19 protein-coding genes are annotated in these 22,323 nt (G+C 73.6%); 11 read left to right on the top strand and 8 right to left on the bottom strand.

Annotated elements, in window-relative coordinates:
* Nucleotide 1 precedes the first annotated feature (1 nt).
* The 5 genes from RI578_RS08385 to RI578_RS08365 all read right to left on the bottom strand — a co-directional run bounded on the left by RI578_RS08385 (nucleotide 2) and on the right by RI578_RS08365 (nucleotide 5,404).
* Complete coding sequence (locus tag RI578_RS08385) at nucleotides 2-421, bottom strand: roadblock/LC7 domain-containing protein (protein WP_310870513.1); 420 nt, start codon at nucleotides 419-421, stop codon at nucleotides 2-4.
* Nucleotides 418-2,883, bottom strand: a complete 2,466-nt coding sequence (locus tag RI578_RS08380) for a nitrate- and nitrite sensing domain-containing protein (RefSeq protein WP_310870512.1) — start codon at nucleotides 2,881-2,883, stop codon at nucleotides 418-420. The genes RI578_RS08385 and RI578_RS08380 overlap by 4 nt, the downstream gene beginning before the upstream one ends.
* A 68-nt stretch (nucleotides 2,884-2,951) precedes the next feature.
* A complete protein-coding gene (locus RI578_RS08375; RefSeq protein WP_310870511.1) occupies nucleotides 2,952-3,965 on the bottom strand; it encodes a substrate-binding domain-containing protein in 1,014 nt (337 codons plus the stop codon).
* A 285-nt stretch (nucleotides 3,966-4,250) separates the two neighbouring features.
* Complete coding sequence (locus RI578_RS08370) at nucleotides 4,251-4,706, bottom strand: DUF6114 domain-containing protein (RefSeq protein WP_310870510.1); 456 nt, start codon at nucleotides 4,704-4,706, stop codon at nucleotides 4,251-4,253.
* Nucleotides 4,706-5,404 carry a DUF6230 family protein gene (locus RI578_RS08365; protein ID WP_310870509.1) on the bottom strand — a complete coding sequence of 233 codons (699 nt, stop codon included), beginning with the start codon at nucleotides 5,402-5,404 and terminating at the stop codon, nucleotides 4,706-4,708. The genes RI578_RS08370 and RI578_RS08365 overlap by 1 nt, the downstream gene beginning before the upstream one ends.
* Nucleotides 5,405-6,016: 612 nt before the next feature.
* On the opposite strand from RI578_RS08365, the gene RI578_RS08360 reads away from it, so the two are divergent.
* The 5 genes from RI578_RS08360 to RI578_RS08340 all read left to right on the top strand — a co-directional run bounded on the left by RI578_RS08360 (nucleotide 6,017) and on the right by RI578_RS08340 (nucleotide 11,884).
* Nucleotides 6,017-6,679, top strand: coding sequence for a Tat pathway signal sequence domain protein (locus RI578_RS08360; protein ID WP_310870508.1), 663 nt, complete (start codon nucleotides 6,017-6,019; stop codon nucleotides 6,677-6,679).
* Between the two features lie 153 nt (nucleotides 6,680-6,832).
* Complete coding sequence (locus RI578_RS08355) at nucleotides 6,833-7,480, top strand: ScbR family autoregulator-binding transcription factor (protein ID WP_310870507.1); 648 nt, start codon at nucleotides 6,833-6,835, stop codon at nucleotides 7,478-7,480.
* Between the two features lie 187 nt (nucleotides 7,481-7,667).
* Entirely contained in the window at nucleotides 7,668-8,885 is a 1,218-nt protein-coding gene (locus RI578_RS08350; protein WP_310870506.1) for a damage-control phosphatase ARMT1 family protein, read from the top strand.
* 149 nt (nucleotides 8,886-9,034) lie between these two features.
* Nucleotides 9,035-11,218, top strand: coding sequence for a germacradienol/geosmin synthase Cyc2 (cyc2, locus tag RI578_RS08345; RefSeq protein ID WP_310870505.1), 2,184 nt, complete (start codon nucleotides 9,035-9,037; stop codon nucleotides 11,216-11,218).
* A 75-nt stretch (nucleotides 11,219-11,293) separates the two neighbouring features.
* On the top strand, nucleotides 11,294-11,884 hold the full coding sequence (locus RI578_RS08340) for a PDZ domain-containing protein (protein WP_310870504.1): 591 nt from the start codon (nucleotides 11,294-11,296) through the stop codon (nucleotides 11,882-11,884).
* 56 nt (nucleotides 11,885-11,940) lie between these two features.
* Here RI578_RS08340 and RI578_RS08335 read toward each other — a convergent pair whose 3' ends face one another.
* Entirely contained in the window at nucleotides 11,941-12,696 is a 756-nt protein-coding gene (locus RI578_RS08335) for a metallophosphoesterase (protein ID WP_310870503.1), read from the bottom strand.
* 170 nt (nucleotides 12,697-12,866) lie between these two features.
* Between RI578_RS08335 and RI578_RS08330 the strand changes: the two genes are divergently transcribed.
* Nucleotides 12,867-13,997 (top strand): aminopeptidase P family protein, encoded by a 1,131-nt coding sequence (locus RI578_RS08330; RefSeq protein WP_310870502.1) that lies wholly within the window; start codon nucleotides 12,867-12,869, stop codon nucleotides 13,995-13,997.
* A gap of 53 nt (nucleotides 13,998-14,050) precedes the next feature.
* A complete protein-coding gene (locus RI578_RS08325) occupies nucleotides 14,051-14,992 on the top strand; it encodes an aminoglycoside phosphotransferase family protein (RefSeq protein WP_310870501.1) in 942 nt (313 codons plus the stop codon).
* Between the two features lie 7 nt (nucleotides 14,993-14,999).
* Here RI578_RS08325 and treZ read toward each other — a convergent pair whose 3' ends face one another.
* Nucleotides 15,000-16,745: a malto-oligosyltrehalose trehalohydrolase gene (treZ, locus tag RI578_RS08320; protein ID WP_310870500.1), complete on the bottom strand. Its 1,746-nt coding sequence runs from the start codon at nucleotides 16,743-16,745 to the stop codon at nucleotides 15,000-15,002.
* A gap of 197 nt (nucleotides 16,746-16,942) precedes the next feature.
* Between treZ and RI578_RS08315 the strand changes: the two genes are divergently transcribed.
* From RI578_RS08315 to RI578_RS08305, 3 genes are all read left to right on the top strand, one after another.
* On the top strand, nucleotides 16,943-17,494 hold the full coding sequence (locus tag RI578_RS08315; protein ID WP_310870499.1) for a DUF1707 and FHA domain-containing protein: 552 nt from the start codon (nucleotides 16,943-16,945) through the stop codon (nucleotides 17,492-17,494).
* A 257-nt stretch (nucleotides 17,495-17,751) separates the two neighbouring features.
* Entirely contained in the window at nucleotides 17,752-19,077 is a 1,326-nt protein-coding gene (locus RI578_RS08310; RefSeq protein ID WP_310875705.1) for a M14 family zinc carboxypeptidase, read from the top strand.
* On the top strand, nucleotides 19,074-19,538 hold the full coding sequence (locus tag RI578_RS08305) for an SSI family serine proteinase inhibitor (protein ID WP_310870498.1): 465 nt from the start codon (nucleotides 19,074-19,076) through the stop codon (nucleotides 19,536-19,538). The genes RI578_RS08310 and RI578_RS08305 overlap by 4 nt, the downstream gene beginning before the upstream one ends.
* Before the next feature lie 58 nt (nucleotides 19,539-19,596).
* On the opposite strand, the gene lpdA is transcribed toward RI578_RS08305, so the two are convergent.
* Nucleotides 19,597-21,000 carry a dihydrolipoyl dehydrogenase gene (lpdA, locus tag RI578_RS08300; protein ID WP_310870497.1) on the bottom strand — a complete coding sequence of 468 codons (1,404 nt, stop codon included), beginning with the start codon at nucleotides 20,998-21,000 and terminating at the stop codon, nucleotides 19,597-19,599.
* Nucleotides 21,001-21,112: 112 nt separating this feature from the next.
* On the opposite strand from lpdA, the gene RI578_RS08295 reads away from it, so the two are divergent.
* Nucleotides 21,113-22,075, top strand: coding sequence for a LysR family transcriptional regulator (locus tag RI578_RS08295; RefSeq protein WP_310870496.1), 963 nt, complete (start codon nucleotides 21,113-21,115; stop codon nucleotides 22,073-22,075).
* Nucleotides 22,076-22,323: the final 248 nt, after the last annotated feature.

Genomic DNA, 22,323 nt, shown 5'->3' with positions numbered 1-22,323 from the left:
GTCACTCGCCGGGGCCGGCGGTGGCCCGCGGTGCCGCGCTCAGGTGCTCGCCGATCTTCTTCACCAGCATGTTCATCTGGTACGCCACCACGCCGACGTCGGCGTTCGGGCCGGTGAGCACGACGAGGTGGGCGCCGGCGCCCGCGGAGGTGAGTATCAGGTAGCTGTTGGCCATCTCGATCAGCGCCTGGCGCACGGGGCCGCCGCGGAAGTCCATGCTGACGCCCTTGCTGAGGCTCATCAGGCCCGAGGCGGTCGCCGCCAGCCGCTCGGCGTCGTCGCGCAGGAAGCCGGTGGACTTGCTGACGACCAGTCCGTCCTCGGAGAGCACCACCGCCTGGTTCACGTCGGCGACCCGCTCCACGAGTCCGGTGAGCAGTTGGTCCAGCTCGGTGTGCGTGGGGGGGGAGGGTCGGGTCATCGCGAGTCCTTCGTCGGCGGTCGGCGGTCTGCGGTCGGGGTCGAGGGGGCGGCGGAGGAGAGTACCTGCTCGTCGGGTTCGGTGTCGGTGGCGCCCGCTTCGGCGTCATCGGCCTGGGCCCGCAGGGTGCCGCTCCGGAAACCGGCGAGGGAGGAGGCGGCGCGCTCGGCGGTGAAGTCGCCGTCGTCGTCGGACGCGCCCTCCGGTCCGTCCCAGCCGGTCACGGCGTCCTCGTCGCGCAACTCGGCGGCCAGGCTGGTCTGCGGCACCCGGCGGGGCAGCGGGGCCAGGCCGTTCCCCTCGGATGCGGAGGATGCGGAGGATGCGGAGGGGGCGGACGACGCGGCCGGGGCGGTGGTGCCGGGCCGGCTCGCGGGTACGGGCCGCACCGGTCGTACGGGCCGCTTCGCGGGAGCGGGGGCCGCCCCGGGCACGGAGGACGTCTCAGTCACGGAGGACGCCTCGGGCCCGCCGGACGCAGCGGCTTCGGGGCCGGCCGGAGACGCCGTGCGGTCGGGCCCGTGGGCCGCGTCGAGCGGCTCGCGCACCACGACGTCGTGCGGGATCAGCACGATCGCCGTGGTCCCGCCGTACGGGGAGGAGCGCAGCGTGACGGTGATGCCGTGCCGGTGCGCGAGCCGGGCGACGACGAACATGCCGAGCCGCAGGTCGTCGGCGAGCGCGACCACGTCGAACTGCGGGGGCACCGCAAGCTGGGCGTTGAACGAGGCGTAGTCCTCCTCCGACAGGCCCAGCCCGCGGTCCTCGATCTCGACGGCCAGCCCCTTGGCCACCAGCGCCGCCCGCACTCCGACCGGGTGGGGGGCGGGGGAGTAGGCGGTCGCGTTGTCGATGAGTTCGGCGAGCAGGTGGATCACGTCGGCCACCGCGGGCGGCGCGAGCGCCACCTCCTCGTCGGTGTGCAGCTCCACCCGCTGGTACTCGGCGACCTCGCCGACGGCACTGCGCAGGATGTCGACCAGCGCGACGGGCTCGCGCCAGGTGCGCCGGGGCTGTTCGCCGCTGATGATGACGAGGTTCTCCTCGTAGCGGCGCAACTGACTGGCCGTGGAGTCCAGTTCGTACAGTCCCTTGAGGATCTCCGGGTCGGTGTGCTCGCGCTCCAGCGCGTCCAGCTTGCCGAGCTGCATGTTGACGAGGTTCTGGCTCTGCCGGGCGATGCCGAGGATGACCTTCTGGAAGCCGCGCCGGGTGTCGGCGAGTTCGACGGCGGTGTGCACGGCGGTGCGCTGCGCCGTGTTGAACGCCTGTGCGACCTGCCCGAGTTCGTCCCGCCCGTAGTCCAGCGGCGGGGTCGCCGACTCCACGTCCACCTTCTCGCCCCGCTCCAGCCGGGCCACCACGTCGGGCAGCCGTTCCTCGGCCAGGCTCAGGGTGGCCAGCCGCAGACCGCGCAGCCGACGGGACAGCGAGCGGGTGATGCGCCAGGACATCGCGACGCACAGCACCAGGGCGATCAGACCACCCGCGCTGAGCGAGGCGGCCGTGATCAGCAGCCCGCGTGCCTCGTCGGCGCTGCGGTCGAGCAGCCCGTCCGTCTGCTGCCGGATCAGCGCCGCGTACTGGTCGGAGACCTTGTCCAGGGCGGTGGTCCAGCGCTGCCGTGCGTCCGGCAGGTCGATCCGGCCGTCGCCGTCCGCCGCGCGGGCCGCCAGCACCTGGTCCTCGACGGCCCCCAGGGTCTGCCACTCGGGGCTCGCGAGGATCCGCTCGGTCTGCGCCTTCGCGCTGCCGCGCAGGGAGGGGACGATCTGGTCCTGGACGAGCCAGCGCCGGGTGTGGACCAACTGCGCGAACCGCGCCCACTCCTTCTCGTCCATCCGGCCGGACGGCCAGGCGAGGGTGAGCCGGGCGTCCTCCTGGGAGACCAGCTCCGCCGCGTGCTCCAGGGCGACCAGCGGTCCGGCCTGCGAGGTGAGGTCGCCGTCGTCGACCTGGGAGAGCTCCTGGAAGGCGTGGATCTGCTCGTCGATGATCGAGGTGTACTGGTCGAGCGCCTGGTCGGAGGTGATGTCGCTGGGGTCGTCCACCTGGTTGCGGTAGTACTCCAGGCTGCCCACCGAGCCGAGTACCGAGTAGAGGCGGTCCGAGACGCGGGCGGGCGCGCTCTCGATCGCGGCGGACTGGCCGACGAGCTGGGCGACGGCCTCGTCCGTCTTCTTCCGCTGGGCGTCCAGTTCCGTCCGGTCACCGCCGGGTTCGGCCAGATGGGCGGCCGAGAGACCGCGCTCCTTCTGCAGCGCGAGCGCCGCCTCGGTACCCATGGCCCCGGTGTCGCGGCTCAGTTCCGTCTGCGCGCGCAGCCGCAGGCCCTCCGAGAACATCTGGATCGTCGTCACCCCCCACACGGCGGCGAGGGTGACGCCGGGGACGAGGGCCAGGAGGATCAGGGAGAGACGTATGGAGCCGAGGCGGCGCCGGGCACCTGTCCGTGCAGACATCGTCGTCCTAGGCGATCAGTGGGGGAGGGTGGCGGTTGTGCGCGGGCGCCGGCGGCCGCGGTGCCCGGTCACCGGGTGCCCCCGGCGGCGAACTTCGCGACCGCGTCGGCGTTCGTCCGGGTCACGAACGCCGGGCCGGTCAGTACGGGTGCCACTCCGCCACCGCTGACGTTGCCGTTGGTGCGGTACAGCCAGAGCGCGTCCACCGCGAGATATCCCTGGAGGTACGGCTGCTGGTCCACCGCGAACTGCACGTCCCCGCGCTTGACCGCGGCGACGAGGTCCTCGTCGAGGTCGAAGGTGGCGACATGGGCGCTGCTGCCCGCCTCGTCGACCGACTCGACCGCGGTGAGGGCGAACGCCGCGCCGTTCATGACGACCTCGTCGATGCTGGAGTCCTGCCGCAGCCGGGCGGTGACGGCCGCGCCGACGGCCTTCATGTCGGTGCCCTCGACGTAGAGCATCTCGGCTTCGCCCTCGAAGGTCTTCTTCACGCCGGCGCAGCGGGCCTCCAGGGCGACGTTGCCCCGCTCGTGGATGACGCACAGGGCGTGCCGGGCCTTGAGGTCGTTCAGTTTGTCGCCGACGGCCCGGCCGGCGACGCTCTCGTCCTGCCCGAAGTACTGCAAGAGCCCGGTGGACCGCCAGGCGTCGATGCCGGAGTTGAGGCCGACCACGGGGATGCCGGCCGCCCGGGCCTCGGCGACCGGTCCCTTCATCGCCTGCGGTTTGGCCAGGGTCACGGCGATGCCGTCGGCCTTGTCGCGGATCGCGTCCCGCACCAGGTCGGCCTGGTCGGCGGTGTCGGCGTCGCCGGCGTACGTCAGGTCGACGCCGTCCTTGTCGGCCGCGGCCTGGGCGCCCTTGCGCACCCGGTCCCAGAAGGCGTCGCCCTCACCGCCGTGGGTGACCATGACGATCTTCATCCGGTCGGCGCCGGACCCGCCCGCGCCGTCCGCGGCCGAGCCGTCCTCCTCCCCGCCGAGGGCGGAGCAGCCGGCCGCCAGCAGGCAGACGGCCGCGGCGAGGGCCGTGGCGCGGAGGCGTCCGGGGGAGTGGGTGGGCGGGGGAGATGTACTCATGGGGGTTGGGGCACCTCGCTGTGCGGCCGAGCAGGAGGAACGGGGCGAGGTGGACCGGAGCCGTGTTTCGGTACGCCAACCGGGTGAATCTCGCCTGGCCGGAGCAAACCGTGAGTGACGGCCGGTAGTCAAGTGACCAGCGATCAGGTGCGAGTTGTCGGTGCCGCATCGTGATGAACGGGACGGGTGAAGCACCGGTGAAGTGTGGTGTAAGCGCGAGTGCGCACGGAAGGCCGGCGTCCGGCCCCGGGTGCGTGCCGGGGCGCGGACGCCGGTGGCCCGGTGTCAGGCGGGCTCGCCCGCCCGCTGCTCCAGAGGCCGCGGGGCCGTACGCGCGTCCCGGGCCTCCTTCCTGCGGCGTCGGCGGTCGCGGCGCGACTCCTGGTCGGGCAGCCAGCCGAAGACCAGGCAGCTGCCGACACAACCGAGGAGCAGCCCGACGACGAACCCGCCCAGGTTGGAGGTGACCCACGTGCCCAGGGAGGCCAGGACGCCGATGAGCGAGTAGAAGAGCCGCTGGGAGGGGTTCACCAGGGCCAGCAGTCCGCACAGCAGCATCACGACGGGCAGGAGATAGCCGGCCACGCCCTGCATGCCGACGTGCAGCACCACCTTGAAGGACGCCTTCATGGTGAACAGGACCTCGGCCCCGGCCAGCGTGAGCAGCAACCCGCCCCAGAACGGCCGTCCGGAGCGCCAGCGGCGGAAGCCGGCCCGGAATCCCGCGCGGGCGCCGGGCATCAGCAGCCCGACCCGCTGAAGCGCAGCTTCAGGCCGGGAAGCTTGAAGACCCCCGCCGTCGTCGCGTAGTTGGTCTGCCGCAGGTTCTTGATCTGCACGGTGTCGGCCTGCTGGCTGAAGACGCCGATCGGTCCGCGGCCCTTCGGGCTGGCCTTGTCCAGGGTGCTGGCGTCGTTGCCGATCTCGATGTTGTTGAAGGCGGCGTCACCCGACAGGAAGGTCGAGTCGGTGGTCAGGTCGCTCGCGGACACCCGGGTGTCCCCCTCGCCCGCGGTGATGAGCAGGTTGGTGCCGCCCAGATCGACGCTCTGGCACAGCTTGGTGAGCTTCGCCTCCTTGATCACGGAGGTGACGACCAGCACCTGCCCGCCCGTGTCCCCGGCGTTCGGGCTGCCCTCGGCCATGTTGTCGAGGCCGCCGAACTGGGCGAATCCCTTCCCGTCGAGCTCCGTGGCGGTGACGGTGAAGGGCATGCCGGAGATCGCGAACTGCACGCCCAGGGCGCCCTGGGCGGTGAGTATCGCCAGGCCCGCGGTGACCGCGGCGGCCGGTACGGCCAGCACCGCGGCCCGGCGCAGCCTGACCCGGCCGCGTCTCACGGGTGCCCCGGCGGCTTCCGGCGCGAGGGCGCCTTCGGGGCCGGTCTCGGGTTCGGGGGTGTTGCCGGCGGACGGGGTGACGTCCGAGGACGAGGCCATGTCTGCTCCCAGAGGCATAGTGAATGCGGAACGGGTTTCAGTGGCACGTTCTTGAGCGGCACGTTGTCCTGGCGCGGACAGCGGCTGGTGCGCGCGCCTCCCGGCAACTCCCGGCGGATGCAGGGGCTTTCACGTTACGCACCAGTAGCCAATCGGGAAGTTACCGGTGGTTACACCTCGGGGTCAAGCAAGTTGTGCGTAAAGAGTGGGGGTTGTGTGCCACCTGCCGCCTTTCCGGCCCGGCGCCTGCGGAGACCCGCGATTATTCGCCAACTCATGTTCAGTCGCTTGACGTTGGCTGAACGTCAGGTCTACAACTTCCCCTGATTCCCCGGATCCGTGGCGCCGGATCCGTTCCCGCGGCACCGTCCGCGTTCCCGGCCCCGGGACCCGTCCTCCGGACTGGACCCGGCCCCGCCCCCAACGGGGCACGCCGCACCTCCTGGGCAGGGCCCGCACTCACCGGGCACCGCCTGCCCGCATCCACTGGGCCCGGCCCGTGCCCGGCGTCCGACCGGGCACGGCCCGTACCCCATCGCATCGCGCCCGGTCGCACCTCCGCGGCCGGCCACCCCTGCTTCACCGAACCCCACTTCCGGAAGAGGTAGCCGCATGCGTACTCGTACTCTCCTCACCCTCACCGCAGCCGTCGCCGCGCTGACCCTCCCCGCGGCGGTTCCCGCCGTCGCGGGCACCGCGGCCGACACCCCCGTCCTCACCACCGGTGCCGCCGGCGGCACGCCCGTCGCGGTCGGGGACACCCTCACCGCCTCCCTGGCGAGCGGCACCAGCGCCACGTTCCACTCCAGCGCGACCGGCACCAGCGGCGTCTCGTGCACGTCCTCGCAGTTCACCGTGAACGTCACCGACAACCCCACGGCCCCCGGTACGGCCACCGAGTCGCTCACCGCCCACACCTTCGACAGCGGCAGCTGCACCAGCAACGTCACCGGCGTCCTCGGCGTCAACGGCATCACGGTCCACAATCTGCCCTACACCACCACCGTCTCCTCCGACGGCGCCGTCGCCGTCACCCCGCCGAGCGGCTCCACCGTCCGGACGACGGTCGCCCTGCGCACCCTCCTCGGCAGCATCAACTGCGTCTACGAGGCCCCCGGCCTCACCGGCACCGCGAGCAACGACACCAACTCGATCGCCTTCGCCGACCAGCACTTCACCAAGGTCTCCGGCTCGGGACTCTGCTTCGCCAACGGGTACTTCACCGCCACCTACGCCCCCGTGACCGACGGGAACGCGACGGTGTTCGTCAACTGACCCGTACGGCGGCCCGGCCCGCGCCTCGAGGGGCCGGCCGGGCCGCCGTCGGCGGGGTCGCGAAGAAGGCGGATCTGACGGTGAGTTATCGTGTACAGGGGGTTAATACAGGCGGCACGGCCTGTTGAGTTCCAGCCCAGGAGAGTTCAGCCGATGGCGAGGCAGCTACGCGCCGAACAGACCCGCGCGACGATTCTCGGGGCGGCCGCCGACCTGTTCGACCGTCACGGCTACGAGTCGACCAGCCTGAGTGAGATCGTGGCCCACGCCGGAGTCACCAAGGGCGCCCTGTACTTCCACTTCGCGGCGAAGGAGGACCTCGCCCACGCCATCATGGAGCTCCAGTCCAGAACCTCGCGCCGACTGGCGAAGGAGCTGGACGGCCGGGGCTACACCTCCCTGGAGGCGCTGATGCGCCTCACGTTCGGCATGGCCAGGCTGTGCGAGGAGGGGCCGGTCCTGCGGGCCGGGCTGCGGCTCGCCACCGGGGGCGTGCCGGTGCGGCCGCCGCTGCCGCACCCCTTCACCGAGTGGCGGGAGATCGCCTCCTCCCGCCTCGTGGACGCCGTCCGCCAGTCCGACCTGCATCCGGACATCGACGTCGACTCCGTCGCCCACACCCTCGTCTGCTCCATCGTCGGCACCCGCGTCGTGGGCGGCACCCTCGAACCGGCCGCGCGACAGCCTCGCCGGCTCGCCGGGATGTGGCACCTCCTGATCCGAGGCATGGTGCCGGTGACCCGACGCGCCCGCTACCTCACGCTGGCGGCGCGCCTGGAGCGGGAGATGGGCGGGATCTGACCCGGCGGTAGTGAGCCGGGCGGGACGCGGGCCAGCCCTCGCTGCGGCATGGGCTTGGCTCCCGCCGGGATGTGCGGCCGGCCCTGCCGGGGCACGGCGCGGCTCCTGCCGGGATGTGTGGCCGGCCCCCGCCCGGACACGGCCGGCTCCGCCCTTGCGCCGCAGGCCGCGCGATACGGTGAGGCGCATGCCCGACACCCCGTCCGAGCCCGCCCCCGCCCCCGCCCCCGTCATCGTCGGCGACGAGCCCGGGGCCTTCCCCCACGGCGTGCTGGCCGAGCGGCACCCCGCCATCATCCGGCAGGTTCGGGAGGCGTTCCCCTACGGCCCCGAACGGCAACGGGCGCTCGACGCGCTGCTCACGAGTTGCCTGGACGGCGTGATCGAGCCACTGCCCGCCGGTGCCGACGCCCGCGACCGGGACCGCTGGGCGGACTGGGGGATGGACGCGTACGCCGGCCGCTCCTGGTTCGACGTGCCCTGGCTGTGGGCCGAGAGCCACTTCTACCGCCGGCTCCTCGACGCCGTCGGCTACTTCGGCCCCGGCACCTGGCAGGGCGTCGACCCCTTCCGGCCCGCCAAGCTCGCCGAACTCGACGCGCCGGAGACGGACGAGGAACTCGCCGCGCTCGACGGCCTCGCCGACCTGCCCGCCGACGACCGCACGCGGGCCCTGCTGCACGGCTCGCTCTGGGGCAACCGCGCGGACCTCGGCTTCCGCCTCTCCGACAGCGGTACCGGCACCGAGGACCGGGTACCGGCCCTGGTCGCGGACGACAGCGACACGCTCTGGTCGCTGCTCCCGCCCGCCGGACGGGGCACGCCCGGCCCGAGGACCTTGTGCCTGGTCGCCGACAACGCAGGCCGTGAACTCGTCCCCGACCTGCTCCTCGTCTCGCACCTCCTCGACGAGGACCGCGTCGACCGGGCGGTCCTGCACCTCAAGCCGTATCCGTACTACGTCTCCGACGCCACGCCCGCCGACCTGCTCGACGCGCTGCGGCGGCTCATCGGGGCGGGTGGCGCGGCGGCCGTCCACGGTGAGCGGCTGTGGGCCGCGCTGACCGACGGCCGCGTCACCGTCCGCGCCCACCCCTTCTCCTGCGCCCCGCTGTCGTACGCGGACATGCCCGGCGACCTGCGTGGGGAGTTCGCGGCGGCCACGGTCACCGTCCTCAAGGGCGACCTGAACTACCGCCGCCTGGTGGGTGACCGTTGGTGGCCCCCGACCACGCCCTTCGCGGACGCCACCGCCTACTTCCCGGGCCCCGTCGCCGCGCTGCGCACCCTGAAGTCCGACGTCGTCACCGGCCTGTCCGCGGACACGGAGGCGGCACTGGTGGCGAGCGGGGAACAGCGCTGGCGGACCAGCGGGACGCACGCGCTGATCCAGGTCCGGCGCTGAGCGTCCGCGTCAGGAGGCGGCGAAACCCCGCCCGCGACCCCGAGAGGACGAACCGGCGAAAGTTCCCGCGTCCCGCCCCGATTCACGCGATGGTGTGATCATGTCCCAACCCGAGGATGCCCCCGGAGGGCCATGGGTAGTGCCCGGCCATGACGCAACAGCCCTTCGAACTCCCACACTTCTACATGCCGCATCCCGCGCGGCTGAATCCGCATCTCGACGAGGCCCGCGCCCACTCGACGACGTGGGCGCGCGAGATGGGCATGCTGGAGGGCTCCGGGGTCTGGGAGCAGTCCGACCTCGACGCGCACGACTACGGCCTGCTCTGCGCCTACACCCACCCCGACTGCGACGGGCCGGCGCTCTCCCTCATCACCGACTGGTACGTGTGGGTCTTCTTCTTCGACGACCACTTCCTGGAGAAGTTCAAACGCAGCCAGGACCGCGTCGGCGGCAAGGCCCACCTGGACCGGCTCCCCCTGTTCATGCCGCTCGACCTCGCCACCGACATGCCCGAGCCGGAGAACCCGGTCGAGGCCGGCCTCGCCGACCTCTGGAAGCGCACGGTGCCGGCGATGTCGGCCGACTGGCGCCACCGCTTCGCCGTCGCCACCGAGCACCTGCTCAACGAGTCCCTCTGGGAGCTGTCCAACATCAACGAGGGGCGGATCGCCAACCCCGTCGAGTACATCGAGATGCGCCGCAAGGTGGGCGGAGCCCCCTGGTCGGCGGGGCTGGTGGAGTACGCGACCGCCGAGGTGCCCGCCGCCGTCGCCGGGTCCCGGCCGCTCAGGGTGCTGATGGAGACCTTCTCCGACGCCGTGCACCTGCGCAACGACCTCTTCTCCTACCAGCGGGAGGTCGAGGACGAGGGCGAGCTGAGCAACGGGGTGCTGGTCCTGGAGACCTTCTTCGGCTGCACCACCCAGGAGGCCGCCGAACTGGTCAACGACGTCCTCACCTCCCGGCTGCACCAGTTCGAGCACACCGCGTTCACCGAGGTGCCCGCGGTGGCTCTGGAGAACGGCCTGACCCCGGCCGAGGTCACCGCCGTCGGGCTGTACGCCAAGGGCCTCCAGGACTGGCAGTCCGGCGGCCACGAATGGCACATGCGCTCCAGCCGGTACATGAACAAGGGCGCCCGCCCCACCGCCGGCTGGCAGGCGCTGACCGGCCCCGGCACCTCCGCCGCGGACGTCGGCGCGCTGCTCGCCGCGGCCGGCGCCGAGCGGGCGCGCCCGTACACGTACGTGCCGTTCCAGAAGGTCGGGCCCTCGATCATCCCCGACATCCACATGCCGTTCCCGCTGGAGCTGAGCCCCGCCCTCGACGGGGCGCGACGGCACCTGTCCGAGTGGTCGCAGGCGATCGGTTTCCTCAGTGAGGGCGTCTGGGACGAGGACAAGCTCGAGAGCTGCGACCTTCCCCTGTGCGCCGCGGGCCTCGACCCGGACGCCACCCAGGAGCAGCTGAACCTCGCCTCAGACTGGCTGGCCTTCGGGACCTACGGCGACGACTACTACCCGCTCGTCTACGGTCACCGGCGCGACCTGGCCGCCGCCCGGCTGACCACGGCCCGGCTGTCGGCCTGCATGCCGCTCGACGCCGAGCCGGTCCCGCCGCCCGCCAACGCCATGGAGCGCTCCCTGATCGACCTGTGGGCACGCACGACGGCCGGCATGACACCCGAGGAGCGGCGCCCGCTGAAGTCGGCCGTCGACAAGATGACCGAGGCCTGGGTGTGGGAGCTGGCCAACCAGATCCAGAACCGGGTCCCCGACCCGGTGGACTACCTGGAGATGCGGCGCGCCACCTTCGGCTCCGACCTCACCCTGGGCCTGTGCCGCGCCGGACACGGCCCGGCCGTACCGCCCGAGGTCTACCGCAGCGGCCCGGTCCGCTCCCTGGAGAACGCGGCGATCGACTACGCGTGCCTCCTCAACGACGTCTTCTCCTACCAGAAGGAGATCGAGTACGAGGGCGAGGTCCACAACGCGATCCTCGTCGTGCAGAACTTCTTCGGCGTCGACTACCCGGCAGCCCTCGGCGTCGTCCAGGACCTCATGAACCAGCGCATGCGCCAGTTCGAGCACGTCGTCGCGCACGAACTGCCCATCGTCTACGACGACTTCCAGCTGTCGGACGAGGCGCGGGCCGTCATGCAGGGCTATGTGACCGACCTGCAGAACTGGATGGCGGGCATCCTCAACTGGCACCGGGAGGTGCCGCGGTACAAGGCCGAGTACCTGGCCGGGCGCACTCACGGCTTCCTCCCGGACCGGATCCCGGCCGTGCCCGTCCCGAGGTGCTCCGCGTTGCCCGTGCTCGGCTGACCGTCGGTCAGTCTCACTCGTTCGTGGCTCGTCACGCGCCGGTGCGCCGGGTAGAGCACCTGCCGGAGGCGATCCATGGAACAGACAGCGCTGCGACCCAAGCCGATGCCCGGTCGGGAACCGGGGCCCGGCACCGCGCCCGACGGCGTCCGGCGCCCGCACGCCGGGCGCCGGCGCCGCCGGCGGCTCACCAACCTGCTGCTCGGGGTGTTCGCCGCGACGGTCCTGCTCCTGGCGGGCGTGGGACTCGGCACGATGGGCGCCACGGTGATCGGTATGAGCAAACTCGCCGAACTGCAACGACAGGCGGGCGCTCCGGGGACGGGAGCGGGGACGCCGACGGACGGCCGGGCCGCCTCGGCGCGACCGTCGGCCGGTCCGCTCCCGCCCTCGGCGCCTGCCGCCGCGACCCTCGGCGTGGAGGCCGTGGACGACGAGAAGCCGGGGGCCCTGGTCGTGGGCGTCCACGTACCCGGCCCCGGGTACGCGGCGGGCCTGGTCCGGGGCGACGTGCTCCTGGCGTTCGGCACGACCCGGGTCGACTCGGCCGCCGACCTCGCAGCCGCCGTGTCCCGCGCCCGGCCGGGCAAGGAGGTCAAGGTGACCGTGCGCCACGAGAGCGGCGGCTACCAGCAGCTGACGGCCGTACCGGGCGTGGTCACCTGACCCGGCTCACCTGACCCGTGTCGCCCGCCCCGCCGCTGCCCCGCCCGGCCCCGCCGTCAGGCGACCGTACGGAAGTGGCTCGTGAGCCGTCCGGCGTCGTCCAGCACGTGGTAGGCCAGCCCGACCGGGGCGTCCCGGTCCGCGACCTGCTCTCCCTCCCAGGGGAGCCGCAGGGTCCACGTCACCCCGGGGCCGGTCACCAGGGGCCGTCCGGCGAACACCGTGGAGGCGGGCGTGTGCGCGTGTCCCGTGATCAGCCCGGCGATCTCGGGCCGGCGGTCCAGCAGCGCGGCGAGGCGCTCGGGGCGGCCCAACCGGTAGGAGTCGGGCAGCGGGTGGTGCAGGGGCGTCGGCGGGTGGTGGAAGGCGAGCAGGGCCGGACGGTCGCCGCCGAGTTCGTCGAGGGTCGCCTCGATCCAGTCGTACGTCTCCTCGTCCAGCTCCCCTTCGTCGCTCCCCGGGATGCTGGAGTCGCACATCAGCACCGCTCCGCCGTCGAAGACCCGCACCTCGTTGACCGGCCCGTCCGCGGCGGGCCGCCCCAGCAGGGCCTTGCGGTAGGGCGCGCGGCTGTCGTGGTTGCCGGGACAGGTGAGCACGGGAAACGGCGCGGTGCCGTCGCGCAGCCCCAGGACGCGGGCGGCCTCCTCGTACTCCGCCTCCGTGCCGTGGTCCGCGATGTCACCGGTCACCAGCAGGGCGTCCACCCGCCCCGGCAGTTCCCAGAGCCGGTCGCGCACCCGTTCGGCGCGTCCGGTCGCCCGAGCGCTCCCGTCCAGGTGCAGATCGCTGATGTGCGCGAGTACGAGCACGGTGCAGTCCCCCTCCGGGTGCCGAAGGGCACGCTTCGTGGCTAACGTTTGCACTGCATCCAACCATTAGGTGTGGTGGTCGATCAATGCCAATCGGCTCGCGTCGCTCCCTCGCCGGGGGCAGGATGCTGCTCGTAGTCCCTTCACTCTTGTTGCCCTGGGAGGCCCGGATGACCGGCAGCGCGCCCGCTGCTCCCTTCACCGCCGACGACTACCGGGCCCGGATGGAGCGTGCCGCGCGGGCGGCCGCCGACGCCGGACTGGCCGGGCTGCTGGTGGCGCCGGGGCCCGACCTCGTATGGCTCACGGGCTACGCGCCCACCGCGGCCACCGAACGGCTCACCCTGCTCGTCCTCGCCGCCGACCGCGACCCCGTCCTCGTCGTCCCGACGCTGGAGGCCCCCGACGCCGAGAAGGCCGCCGGCGCGCCCGCCCTGAGCCTGCGCGACTGGACCGACGGCAAGGATCCCTACGCCGCCACCGCCGCCCTCCTCGACGGCTCCGGACGGTTCGGCATCAGCGACAACGCCTGGGCGATGCACCTGCTGGCCCTCCAGCGGGCGCTGCCCGGCACCTCGTACACCTCGCTCACCGACGCGCTGCCCATGCTGCGCGCCGTCAAGGACGCGGCGGAGCTGGAACTGCTGGCGGCGGCGGGAGCGGCCGCGGACGCCGCGTTCGAGGAGATCCGGAAGGTGCGCTTCGGCGGACGCCGCGAGTCCGACGTCGCCGCCGACCTCGCCCATCTGCTGCGGCGGTTCGGGCACTCCCAGGTCGACTTCACCATCGTCGCCTCCGGCCCGAACGGCGCCAATCCGCACCACGAGGTCGGCGACCGCGTCATCGAGGACGGCGACATGATCGTCCTCGACTTCGGCGGCCTGAAGGACGGGTACGGCTCCGACACCTCGCGCACCGTCCACGTCGGCGCGCCCACCGACGAGGAGCGCAGGGTGCACGACCTCGTCCGCGAGGCGCAGGAGGCGGGCTTCCGGGCGGTGCGGCCCGGCGTCGCCTGCCAGGAGGTCGACCGGGCCGCCCGCGCGGTCATCGACGGCGCCGGGTACGGCGAGTACTTCATCCACCGCACCGGGCACGGCATCGGCGTCACCACGCACGAGCCGCCGTACATGATCGAGGGCGAGGAGCGGCGCCTCGTGCCCGGCATGTGCTTCTCCGTCGAGCCCGGCGTCTATCTGCCCGGCCGTTTCGGGGTACGCATCGAGGACATCGTGACGGTCACCGAGGACGGCGGCCGGCGCCTCAACGACACCACCCGGGAGATGGTCGTAGTGGAGTGACCGGCACAGACGGACCCCACGCCCCGGCAGACCCGGAAGACGACGGCGCGACCATGACCCAGGTACCGACACCCACCGCGGACACCGTCCGCCGACTGGTCCGTTCCCTGCTGGGGGAGAACGCGGAACCCGACGTGCGGCCCGTCGCCGAGGGCACCGGGCCCGCCACTTGGTGGGTCGGCGCCCGGCATGTGCTGCGCCTGGCCCCGGACCGCGAGACCGCGGTACGGCAGCGGCGCGAACTGCGCCTGCGCGAGCTGGTCCGCCCGTACGTCCCCGTCGCGGTGCCGACGAGTGTCGCGCACGGCGAGTGGGCGCCGGGCCTGACCTACACCCTGGACGCCAAGGTGCCCGGCGGGTCGGGCGAGGACCACGACGTGTCGGCCCTGGGCGAGGCGGACCTCGCGGCGCTGCTCACCGGAGTGCGCGAGGTGCCGGTCCGCCAGGCCGAGACCCTCGGTGTGCCCCGGGCCGCCCCGCGTTCCCTGGAGTCGCTGCGGGAGGCCGCCGAGCGCGCCGCCCGGCGCCTCGCCGAGGCCGACGAGTTCGACCCCGCGCGGCCGGAGCGGCTCACCCGGTCGGCGACGGTCCAGCTGGGCGCCCAGCCCGGCGCGGCGGTCCTGGTCCACCACGGGCTGGCCGGCGAGCACCTCGTGGTCGGCGCCGACGGCCGGGTGCGCGGTGTCCTCGGCTGGACCGACGCGGTCCTCGGCGACCCGGCCGAGGACATCGCCGGGCTCGCGCTCTCGGTGGGCTCGCCCGCCGCCGTCCGCGCCGCCACCCTCGCCGGTTACGGCGCCCGGCCGTGCCTGCGCGGCCTGTGGCTGGCCCGCTGCGACACCCTCGTCCACCTCGCCGCTGCCCTCTCCGGCCGGGCGTCCGCGGCCGGGTCGCTGCCCCTGCTCAGGACCCGGCTGCGGCGCGCCTGGGAGCCGATCATGCTGGAACGGGTGACGGAGCTGCGCGGGGACGGCACGGACGACGAGCCGTCCTGAGCGCCCGTCACTCCTGTACGAGCACGACGCTCGACTCGCCCGGTACCCGCAGCACCCCGTCCGCCCCCGGCGCCTGCACCGGCTCCCACGCGGCGAGCACGCGCGCGGGGCGGGTGCCCAGCGGGATCGCCGCCGGTTCGGCGCCCAGGTTGACGGCCACCCGGATGTCGCCGCGCCGGAACGCCAGCCAGCGCGCCTCGGCGTCGTACGCCACCCGGGTGTCGGCGAGGTCCGGGTCGGTCAGGTCCGGTTGCCCGCTCCGCAGGGCGATCAGCCGGCGGTACCAGTCCAGTACGCGCGCGTGCGGCTCGCGTTCCGGCTCGGACCAGTCGAGGCAGGACCGTTCGCGCGTCGCCGGGTCCTGCGGGTCGGGCACGTCCTCCTCCTTCCAGCCGTGCGCGGCGAACTCACGCCGCCTGCCGCTCCGTACCGCCTGGGCGAGTTCCGGGTCGGTGTGGTCGGTGAAGAACTGCCACGGGGTGCCCGCCGCCCACTCCTCGCCCATGAACAGCATCGGTGTGAACGGCGCGGTCAGCGTCAGCGTCGCGGCGCAGGCCGCCAGGCCGGGGGAGACCAGCGCGGCCAGGCGGTCCCCCTGGGCGCGGTTGCCGACCTGGTCGTGGGTCTGGCTGTAGCCGGTCAGCCGGTGGGCGGCCACCCGGCCGCGGTCCAGCGCGCGGCCGTGACCGCGGCCCCGGAAGCTGGAGTAGGTGCCGTCGTGGAAGTAGCCCCGCGTCAGCGTCTTGGCGAGCGCCGCCAGCGGAGCCCGCGCGAAGTCGGCGTAGTAGCCCTGCGACTCCCCGGTGAGCGCGGCGTGCAGGGCGTGGTGGAAGTCGTCGTTCCACTGCGCGTGCACGCCCAGGCCGCCCTCCGCGCGCGGGGTGATGATCCGCGGGTCGTTGAGGTCGGACTCGGCGATCAGGAACAGCGGGCGCTCCAGGTCGGCGGCGAGGCCGTCCACCGCCGTCGACAGCTCCTCCAGGAAGTGGCACGCGCGCGTGTCCACCAGGGCGTGCACCGCGTCCAGGCGCAGTCCGTCGACCCGGTAGTCCCGCAGCCACGCCAGCGCGCTGTCCACCAGATAGGCCCGCACCTCGTCCGAGCCGGGGGCGTCCAGGTTGACGGCGACGCCCCAGGGCGTGTGGTGGGTGTCGGTGAAGTACGGGCCGAAGGCGGGCAGGTAGTTGCCGGACGGACCCAGGTGGTTGTGCACCACGTCGAGGACCACGCCCAGGCCCAGTTCGTGGGCCCGGTCGACGAACCGTTTCAGCGCCTCGGGTCCGCCGTACGGCTCGTGCACCGCCCACAACGAGACGCCCTCGTACCCCCAGCCGTGCCGGCCCGGGAACGGGCACAACGGCATCAACTCGACGTGGGTGACGCCCAGTCCGGCCAGGTGGTCGAGCCGCTCGGCGGCGGCGTCGAGGGTGCCCTCGGGCGTGTAGGTGCCCACGTGCAGCTCGTACAGCACACCGCCGGGCAGCGGCCGCCCGCCCCACTCGGCACGCCACGCGTACCGTCCGTGGTCGACGACCGCGCTGAGCCCGTCCGGTCCGTCCGGCTGCCTGCGCGAACGCGGGTCCGGCAGCACCGGCCCGTCGTCCACCGCGAAGCCGTACCGTGAGCCGTCGCGCGCCTCCGCCTGACCGCACCACCATCCCGGCCGCTCCGGATCGCGCTCCAACGCGCGCGTGACGCCGTCGCACGTCAGCGTCGTTCGGTCGGCCTGCGGTGCCCACACCTCGAACTGCACGGACGGTTCCCCTTCGTCTGCTCACCGTGATGTAGCCCGTCCATGGTCCTGCAAAAGTGATCTCCGCGCTGCTGAAAGTCCCCGATTGCGGCGCATGTCGTGCCGCGCTCCGCGTGCGACGGCGTGCACGTCGCGCGCGTGGCGGCCGTTTCCCCGTCTTCTGGACACTCCGGCCCGGCTGACCGACAATCACGAGCGTGACGTCGTCCTTCGAGTTCAACACGTACCCCGCGCGGTTGTCCGACGCGGAGCGCGACAAGGCGCTGAAGGTGCTTCGGGACGGCGTCGCCATGGGGCGGCTGTCGCACGACACGTTCATCCGCAGGATGGAGCTGGCGCTCGCCGCCCGCCGCCTGGAGGATCTCGCCCTGCTCACCGCCGACCTGCCCACCGAGGGCCGGGTGTCGCGGCTGGTGTTCGGCACCGTCGAGGCGGTGTCCGGGTTCGGCGTACGGCTGCGCAGGGCCTGGCAGGCCGAGCGGCTGCCCAAGCTGCTGCTGCCGCACCCCGGTGCCGGACATCCGCTGCGCATAGGGCGCGACCCGGCGAGCGGGCTGCGCCTGACCCACGAGACGGTCTCCCGCGTGCACGCCGAACTGAGCCGCCAGGGCGGCATGTGGGTGCTGCGCGACCTGGGCTCCACCAACGGCACCACCGTCAACGGGCGGCGGGTCATCGGCGCGGCCGTCGTGCGCGAGGGTGACCAGATCGGCTTCGGCCAGATGGCCTTCCGCCTCGCGGTGAACTGAGCCGGAGGAGGGGGAGGAGGGGGACGGAGCACAGCTCTGGCCTGGGCTTCACTCGGGGTTGTGCGTTTCCGTGCGGTATTCGGCGCGGTGTTCGGTTCGGTGTTCGGGGTGCTCCCGTGAGGCAAACCCCTTTGCTTTTCATGGTGTTGACGTACCCGTCAAGTCGTGACTGACTGTGCGTACACCGAGCACGCCAGGTGAACCGTCAGTCCGCATCGTGGAGGTGTGCCCTGCCGCCCCTCCTGCGCTATCCGACCGTGGACGAGCTGGGCGTCCGGGCCGCCGCTCTCGTCGCCCGTCATCCCGGACACGCCCGGCTGCGCCGCGTCGGCACGTCCCGGGCGGGCACCCCGCTGTGGCTGCTCTCCGTCGGCCACGGCAGCCGCCAGGCCCTCGTCGTCGCCGGGCCGCACGCCAACGAACCCGTGGGCGGCGCCACCGTCCTGCGGCTGGCCGAGCGCGCCCTGGCCGACCCCCGGCTCACCGAGGGCGCCGACGCCACCTGGAACCTGCTGCTGTGCGTCGACCCCGACGGCCTGCGCCGCAACGAGGGCTGGCTGTCCGGCCCGTACACCCTCGGCCGCTACGCCCGGAACTTCTTCCGGCCCGGCTTCCTGGAGCAACCCGAGTGGCTGCCCCACGGCCCGGACCACGCCACGCTCCCGGAGACCCGTACCCTGCTCGCGCTCCAGGACGAACTGCGCCCCTTCCTGCAGTGCTCCCTGCACGGCGTCGACGTCGGCGGCGGCTTCGTCGAGCTGACCCACGACCTGCCGGGCATCGCCCAGCGCATCGCCCACACCGCGGCCCGGCTCGGCATCCCCCGCGAACTCGGCGCCTACGACACCCTCTACTGGCCCGACCTCGGCCCCGCCGTCTACCGCATCCCGCCGCCCCGGCGCGGCGACCTCACGGCGGCCATCACCGAGGCCGCCGTCGAGTCGACGTGGTGTCACCCGCAGCGGTACGGCACCGTCACCGCGGTCGTCGAGGCGCCCATGTGGGGCGTCGCCGCCGTGGCGGACGGCTCGTCCCCGGCGGACCGCGACGGGGTGCTGCGCTCCGTGAGCCGCACCCTGCGTCACGACACCCGGCGTCTGCACCGCGTCCTGGCCCGGGTCCGGCCGCACCTCGCCACCGTGCCGGAGGCGGCGCACCTCCTCGCGCCGGTCGACGACTACCTGCTGGTCTGCCCCAGGCTCGCCGACGCGTGGGACCCCGACACCGACGACGGATCGGGGCGCTCCCTGCCGCCGATGAGCACCGCCCACCTGGTCGCCCTGCGCCTCGCCGGACGGCGCCTGGCCCTGCGGACCGCGGGGCTGCTGCACCAGCTGGTGACCCGTACCGGAGGCGATCCGGCGGGCGTCCTGCCCGAGTTGGACCGGCTGGTCGACGAAGGCTGCGCCGACTACCGCGAGGGCTGCGCCGCCCGCTGGATCCCGGTCGCACGCCAGGTCGAGTACCAGACGCGGGTCGTACTCGCCGCGTTCGAACTGGCCGGGCGGCGCCCCACCGCGGGCTCCCGTTCGGGTGAGCCGGGCTGGGGTTCCGAGCCCGCGGTGCCGATGCACCGGGAATGACCCACACCATCACGGCCCGAGCGGCCCGGGCCGGCCTCCTGGCGGCCGCGGCCGCCCTCCTCCTCGCCTGCGCGACCCCGGCGCAGGCCACCGCGGAGCGGGAACCGGCCAACGACTGGCTCCTGCTCACGGTCACCCAAGGCGATGCCCAGGCAGGTGTCCGGCCCGGCGCCCCGTCAGGGGTCCCGTCCGGCGCCACACGCGGCGCCCTCCTGCTGTGCGACCCGCCCCGGGGGCACGCCCGCGCGGCCCGCGCCTGCGCGGAACTCGACGCGACGGACGGCCGCATCGCCGACATCCCGCTGCGGGACACCCACTGCCCGATGATCTACGCCCCGGTGACCGCCCACGCGCGCGGGCAGTGGCGGGGACAGCCGGTGGAGTACACGCAGAGCTTCCCCAACCCGTGCGTGATGGCGGCACGGACGGGGTCGGTGTTCGCGTGGGACACGCAGGGGTGAGCGGGCCGGGTCGGCGGGCGGGTGAGGCGTCGGTACGCCTCACCGGCCTCCGGCCGCGTCACTGCTGGTGCAGTCCGCGGTCCGACAGGGTCAGGAACGCCTCGCCCACCGCCTCCGACAGGGTGGGGTGGGCGTGGATGTGGCGGGCCACGTCGGCGGGCTCGGCGTCCCAGCCGACGATCAGCTGGCTCTCGGCGATCATCTCCGACACGTGCGGTCCCACCAGGTGCACGCCGAGCACCCGGCCGCCCCCTTCCTCGGCGACGACCTTCACCATCCCGCCCCGCCCGTGCACCATCCCCTTGGCGACGGCCGTCAACGGCATGACGTTGACGGACACCTCGTACCCACGCGCGCGTGCCTCCGCCTCGCTGAGGCCCACGGCCGCGGTCTGCGGCGCCGAGTACGTCACCCGGGGCACGGCCGCGTAGTCGACGGGCGCGGACGGCACGCCCGCCAGGGTCTCCGCCACCAGCAGGCCCTCCGCGAACGACGCGTGGGCCAGCCCGAGCGACGGGGGCGGCAGCAGGTCGCCCACGACGTGGACGCCGGGGACCGCCGTCTCGAGCCGGTCCCAGTCGGCCGGTACGACGAAACCCCGCTGGTCGGTCTCCAGGCCCGCGGCGGCCAGGCCGAGGCCGTCGGTGACCGGCGCCCGCCCCACGGCCACCAGGAGCCGCTCGGCCTCGACGGTGAGGGTCTCGCCCCGGGACGTACGCACGCGCGCGCGTACGCCGTCGTCGAGCACCTCGGCGTCCAGCAGGCGGGCACCCACCCGCACGTCGACGCCGCGCTTCTTCAGACCGCGCGTCAGATGGCGGCTCACGTCGGCGTCCTCCAGCGGCACGATCCGGTCGGCGGCCTCCACGAGGGTCACCTCCGCGCCCATCGACCGGTGGAACGAGGCGTACTCGACGCCGATCGCGCCGCCGCCCAGCACCAGCACGGACGCCGGCAGACCGGGCGCGAACAGCGCGTCGTCGCTGGTCACCACGCGCCGCCCGTCCGACGCGAGCCCGGGGAGCGTGCGCGGGCGTGAACCGGTGGCGAGGACGACGCCCCGGCGTGCGGTGAGGTCGCGCGCGCCGTCGACCCGCACGGCCCGGGCGTTCGTCAGCCGCGCGTCGCCCCGCACCACCCGCACGCCCGCGTGGGCGAGGTGCGCCTCCACGCCCTTGTGGTTGCGGCTCACGATGTCGTCGCGGGTGGCGACCAGGGCCGGCCAGTCGACGCCGTCCAGGCTCGCCTTCACGCCCCAGCGCTCGCGCGCCTCGGCTATCGCGTCGACCAGTTCCGCGGCGTGCAGCATCGCCTTGCTCGGGATGCAGCCGCGGTGCAGACAGGTCCCGCCGACCTTGTCGCGTTCGACGAGGGCGACGTCGAGACCCAGGGCCGCGGCACGCAGAGCGGTGCTGTAACCGCCGGTGCCGCCGCCGATGACGATCACGTCGTGTGTGTTCATGCCCTCAGCGTCCGCCCGGCCCTTGTCATGAGTCCAAGGCAATGTTCTTGTGGGTTCGATGCAGGACGTTCATGGCAGCAGCCGGTGACGCGGCGGTGGTTGGGGGGCGGGAATGAGCCTGCGGCAGATGGAGTACTTCCTGACGGTCGTCGAGGAGGCGTCCTTCACCCGAGCGGCCGAGACGCTCCACGTGACGCAGTCCGCGCTCTCCCACCAGATCAAGGCCCTGGAGAGATCGGTCGGCGGAGCCCTGCTGGAGCGCATGCCGCGCGGGGTGCGCCTGACCCCGATGGGCCGCGCCTTCCGTCCGCACGCCGAACTCGCCGTCCGCAGCGCCGCCCAGGCCCGCCGCGCGGCCCGCGCCGCCGCCGGGGTCGAGGGCGGGGAACTGCACATCGCGGCCGTGCACTCGGTCGCCGTCGGCATCCTGCCCGACGTCTTCGCCCGCTGGCGCGCCGCGCACCCCGGTGTCCTGCTGCACCTCCACGAGTACGCGACGACCGAGGCACTGGAGGAGGAGGTCGAGCGCGGCACCGCGGACCTCGCCGTCGGCCCGGCGCCCCTCGACTGGCCCGGCACCGTCGTCACGGTCGGCGAGGAGGAGATCGTCCTCGTGGTGCCCTTCGACGACCGGTTCGCGGGCCGTACGACGGTGACGCTGCCCGAACTCGCGGACCGGCCCTGGGTCCGGTGCGCCATGGAACCCGTCATCGAGGGCGAACGCTTCCTCGACTGGGCGTGCGGACGCGCCGGCTTCCGGCCGTACACCGCCGTCTTCACCGAGCACACGTCGACGGCCGTGCGGATGGCCGCCGCCGGTGTCGGCGTCTGCACGGCGCCCTCGCACATCGTGGGCGGCGCGGTCGGCGAGGGCTGCGTGGTCCTGACACCCGACCCGCCCTGGCGACGCGCCCTGACGGTCTTCGCGCGGGTACCGCCGACCGGCGCCGCCGAGGCCTTCGTCGACCTCCTGCGCCTGACGTGGCCGGGCCGGGCACCCACCGCCCCGCCCACCTCACCGGCCCGCCCGGCCGACATCTGCGGCGCCCCGGCTCCGGCTTCGGCGCTGGGCTGACGCGCCGCTTCCCACGCGGCCGGGGCTGGGCGACGCACGGAGCGAGCGACACAGCAGTGCGCCGAGGCGCCCGCGAGCCGGCCCGGGTTCCGGCGCGTGTCTCGAACGCCCGCGCGGGAAGGTGCCCGGAGGCGAAGGCGCTCACGGCGCCGTTCCGCCCCGCGGGTCGGCCCTTGAAGGGGCCCGGCGCGTGTCACGAACGCCCGCTCGGGCAGGGGCCCGGAGACGAAGGCGGCCCCGTCCCGACA

This window comes from Streptomyces sp. BB1-1-1 (assembly GCF_031597775.1).
GTDB lineage: Bacteria > Actinomycetota > Actinomycetes > Streptomycetales > Streptomycetaceae > Streptomyces > Streptomyces thinghirensis.
The sequence above is the reverse complement of the archived record's forward strand: the minus strand, read 5'-3'. Positions and strand labels throughout refer to the sequence as shown.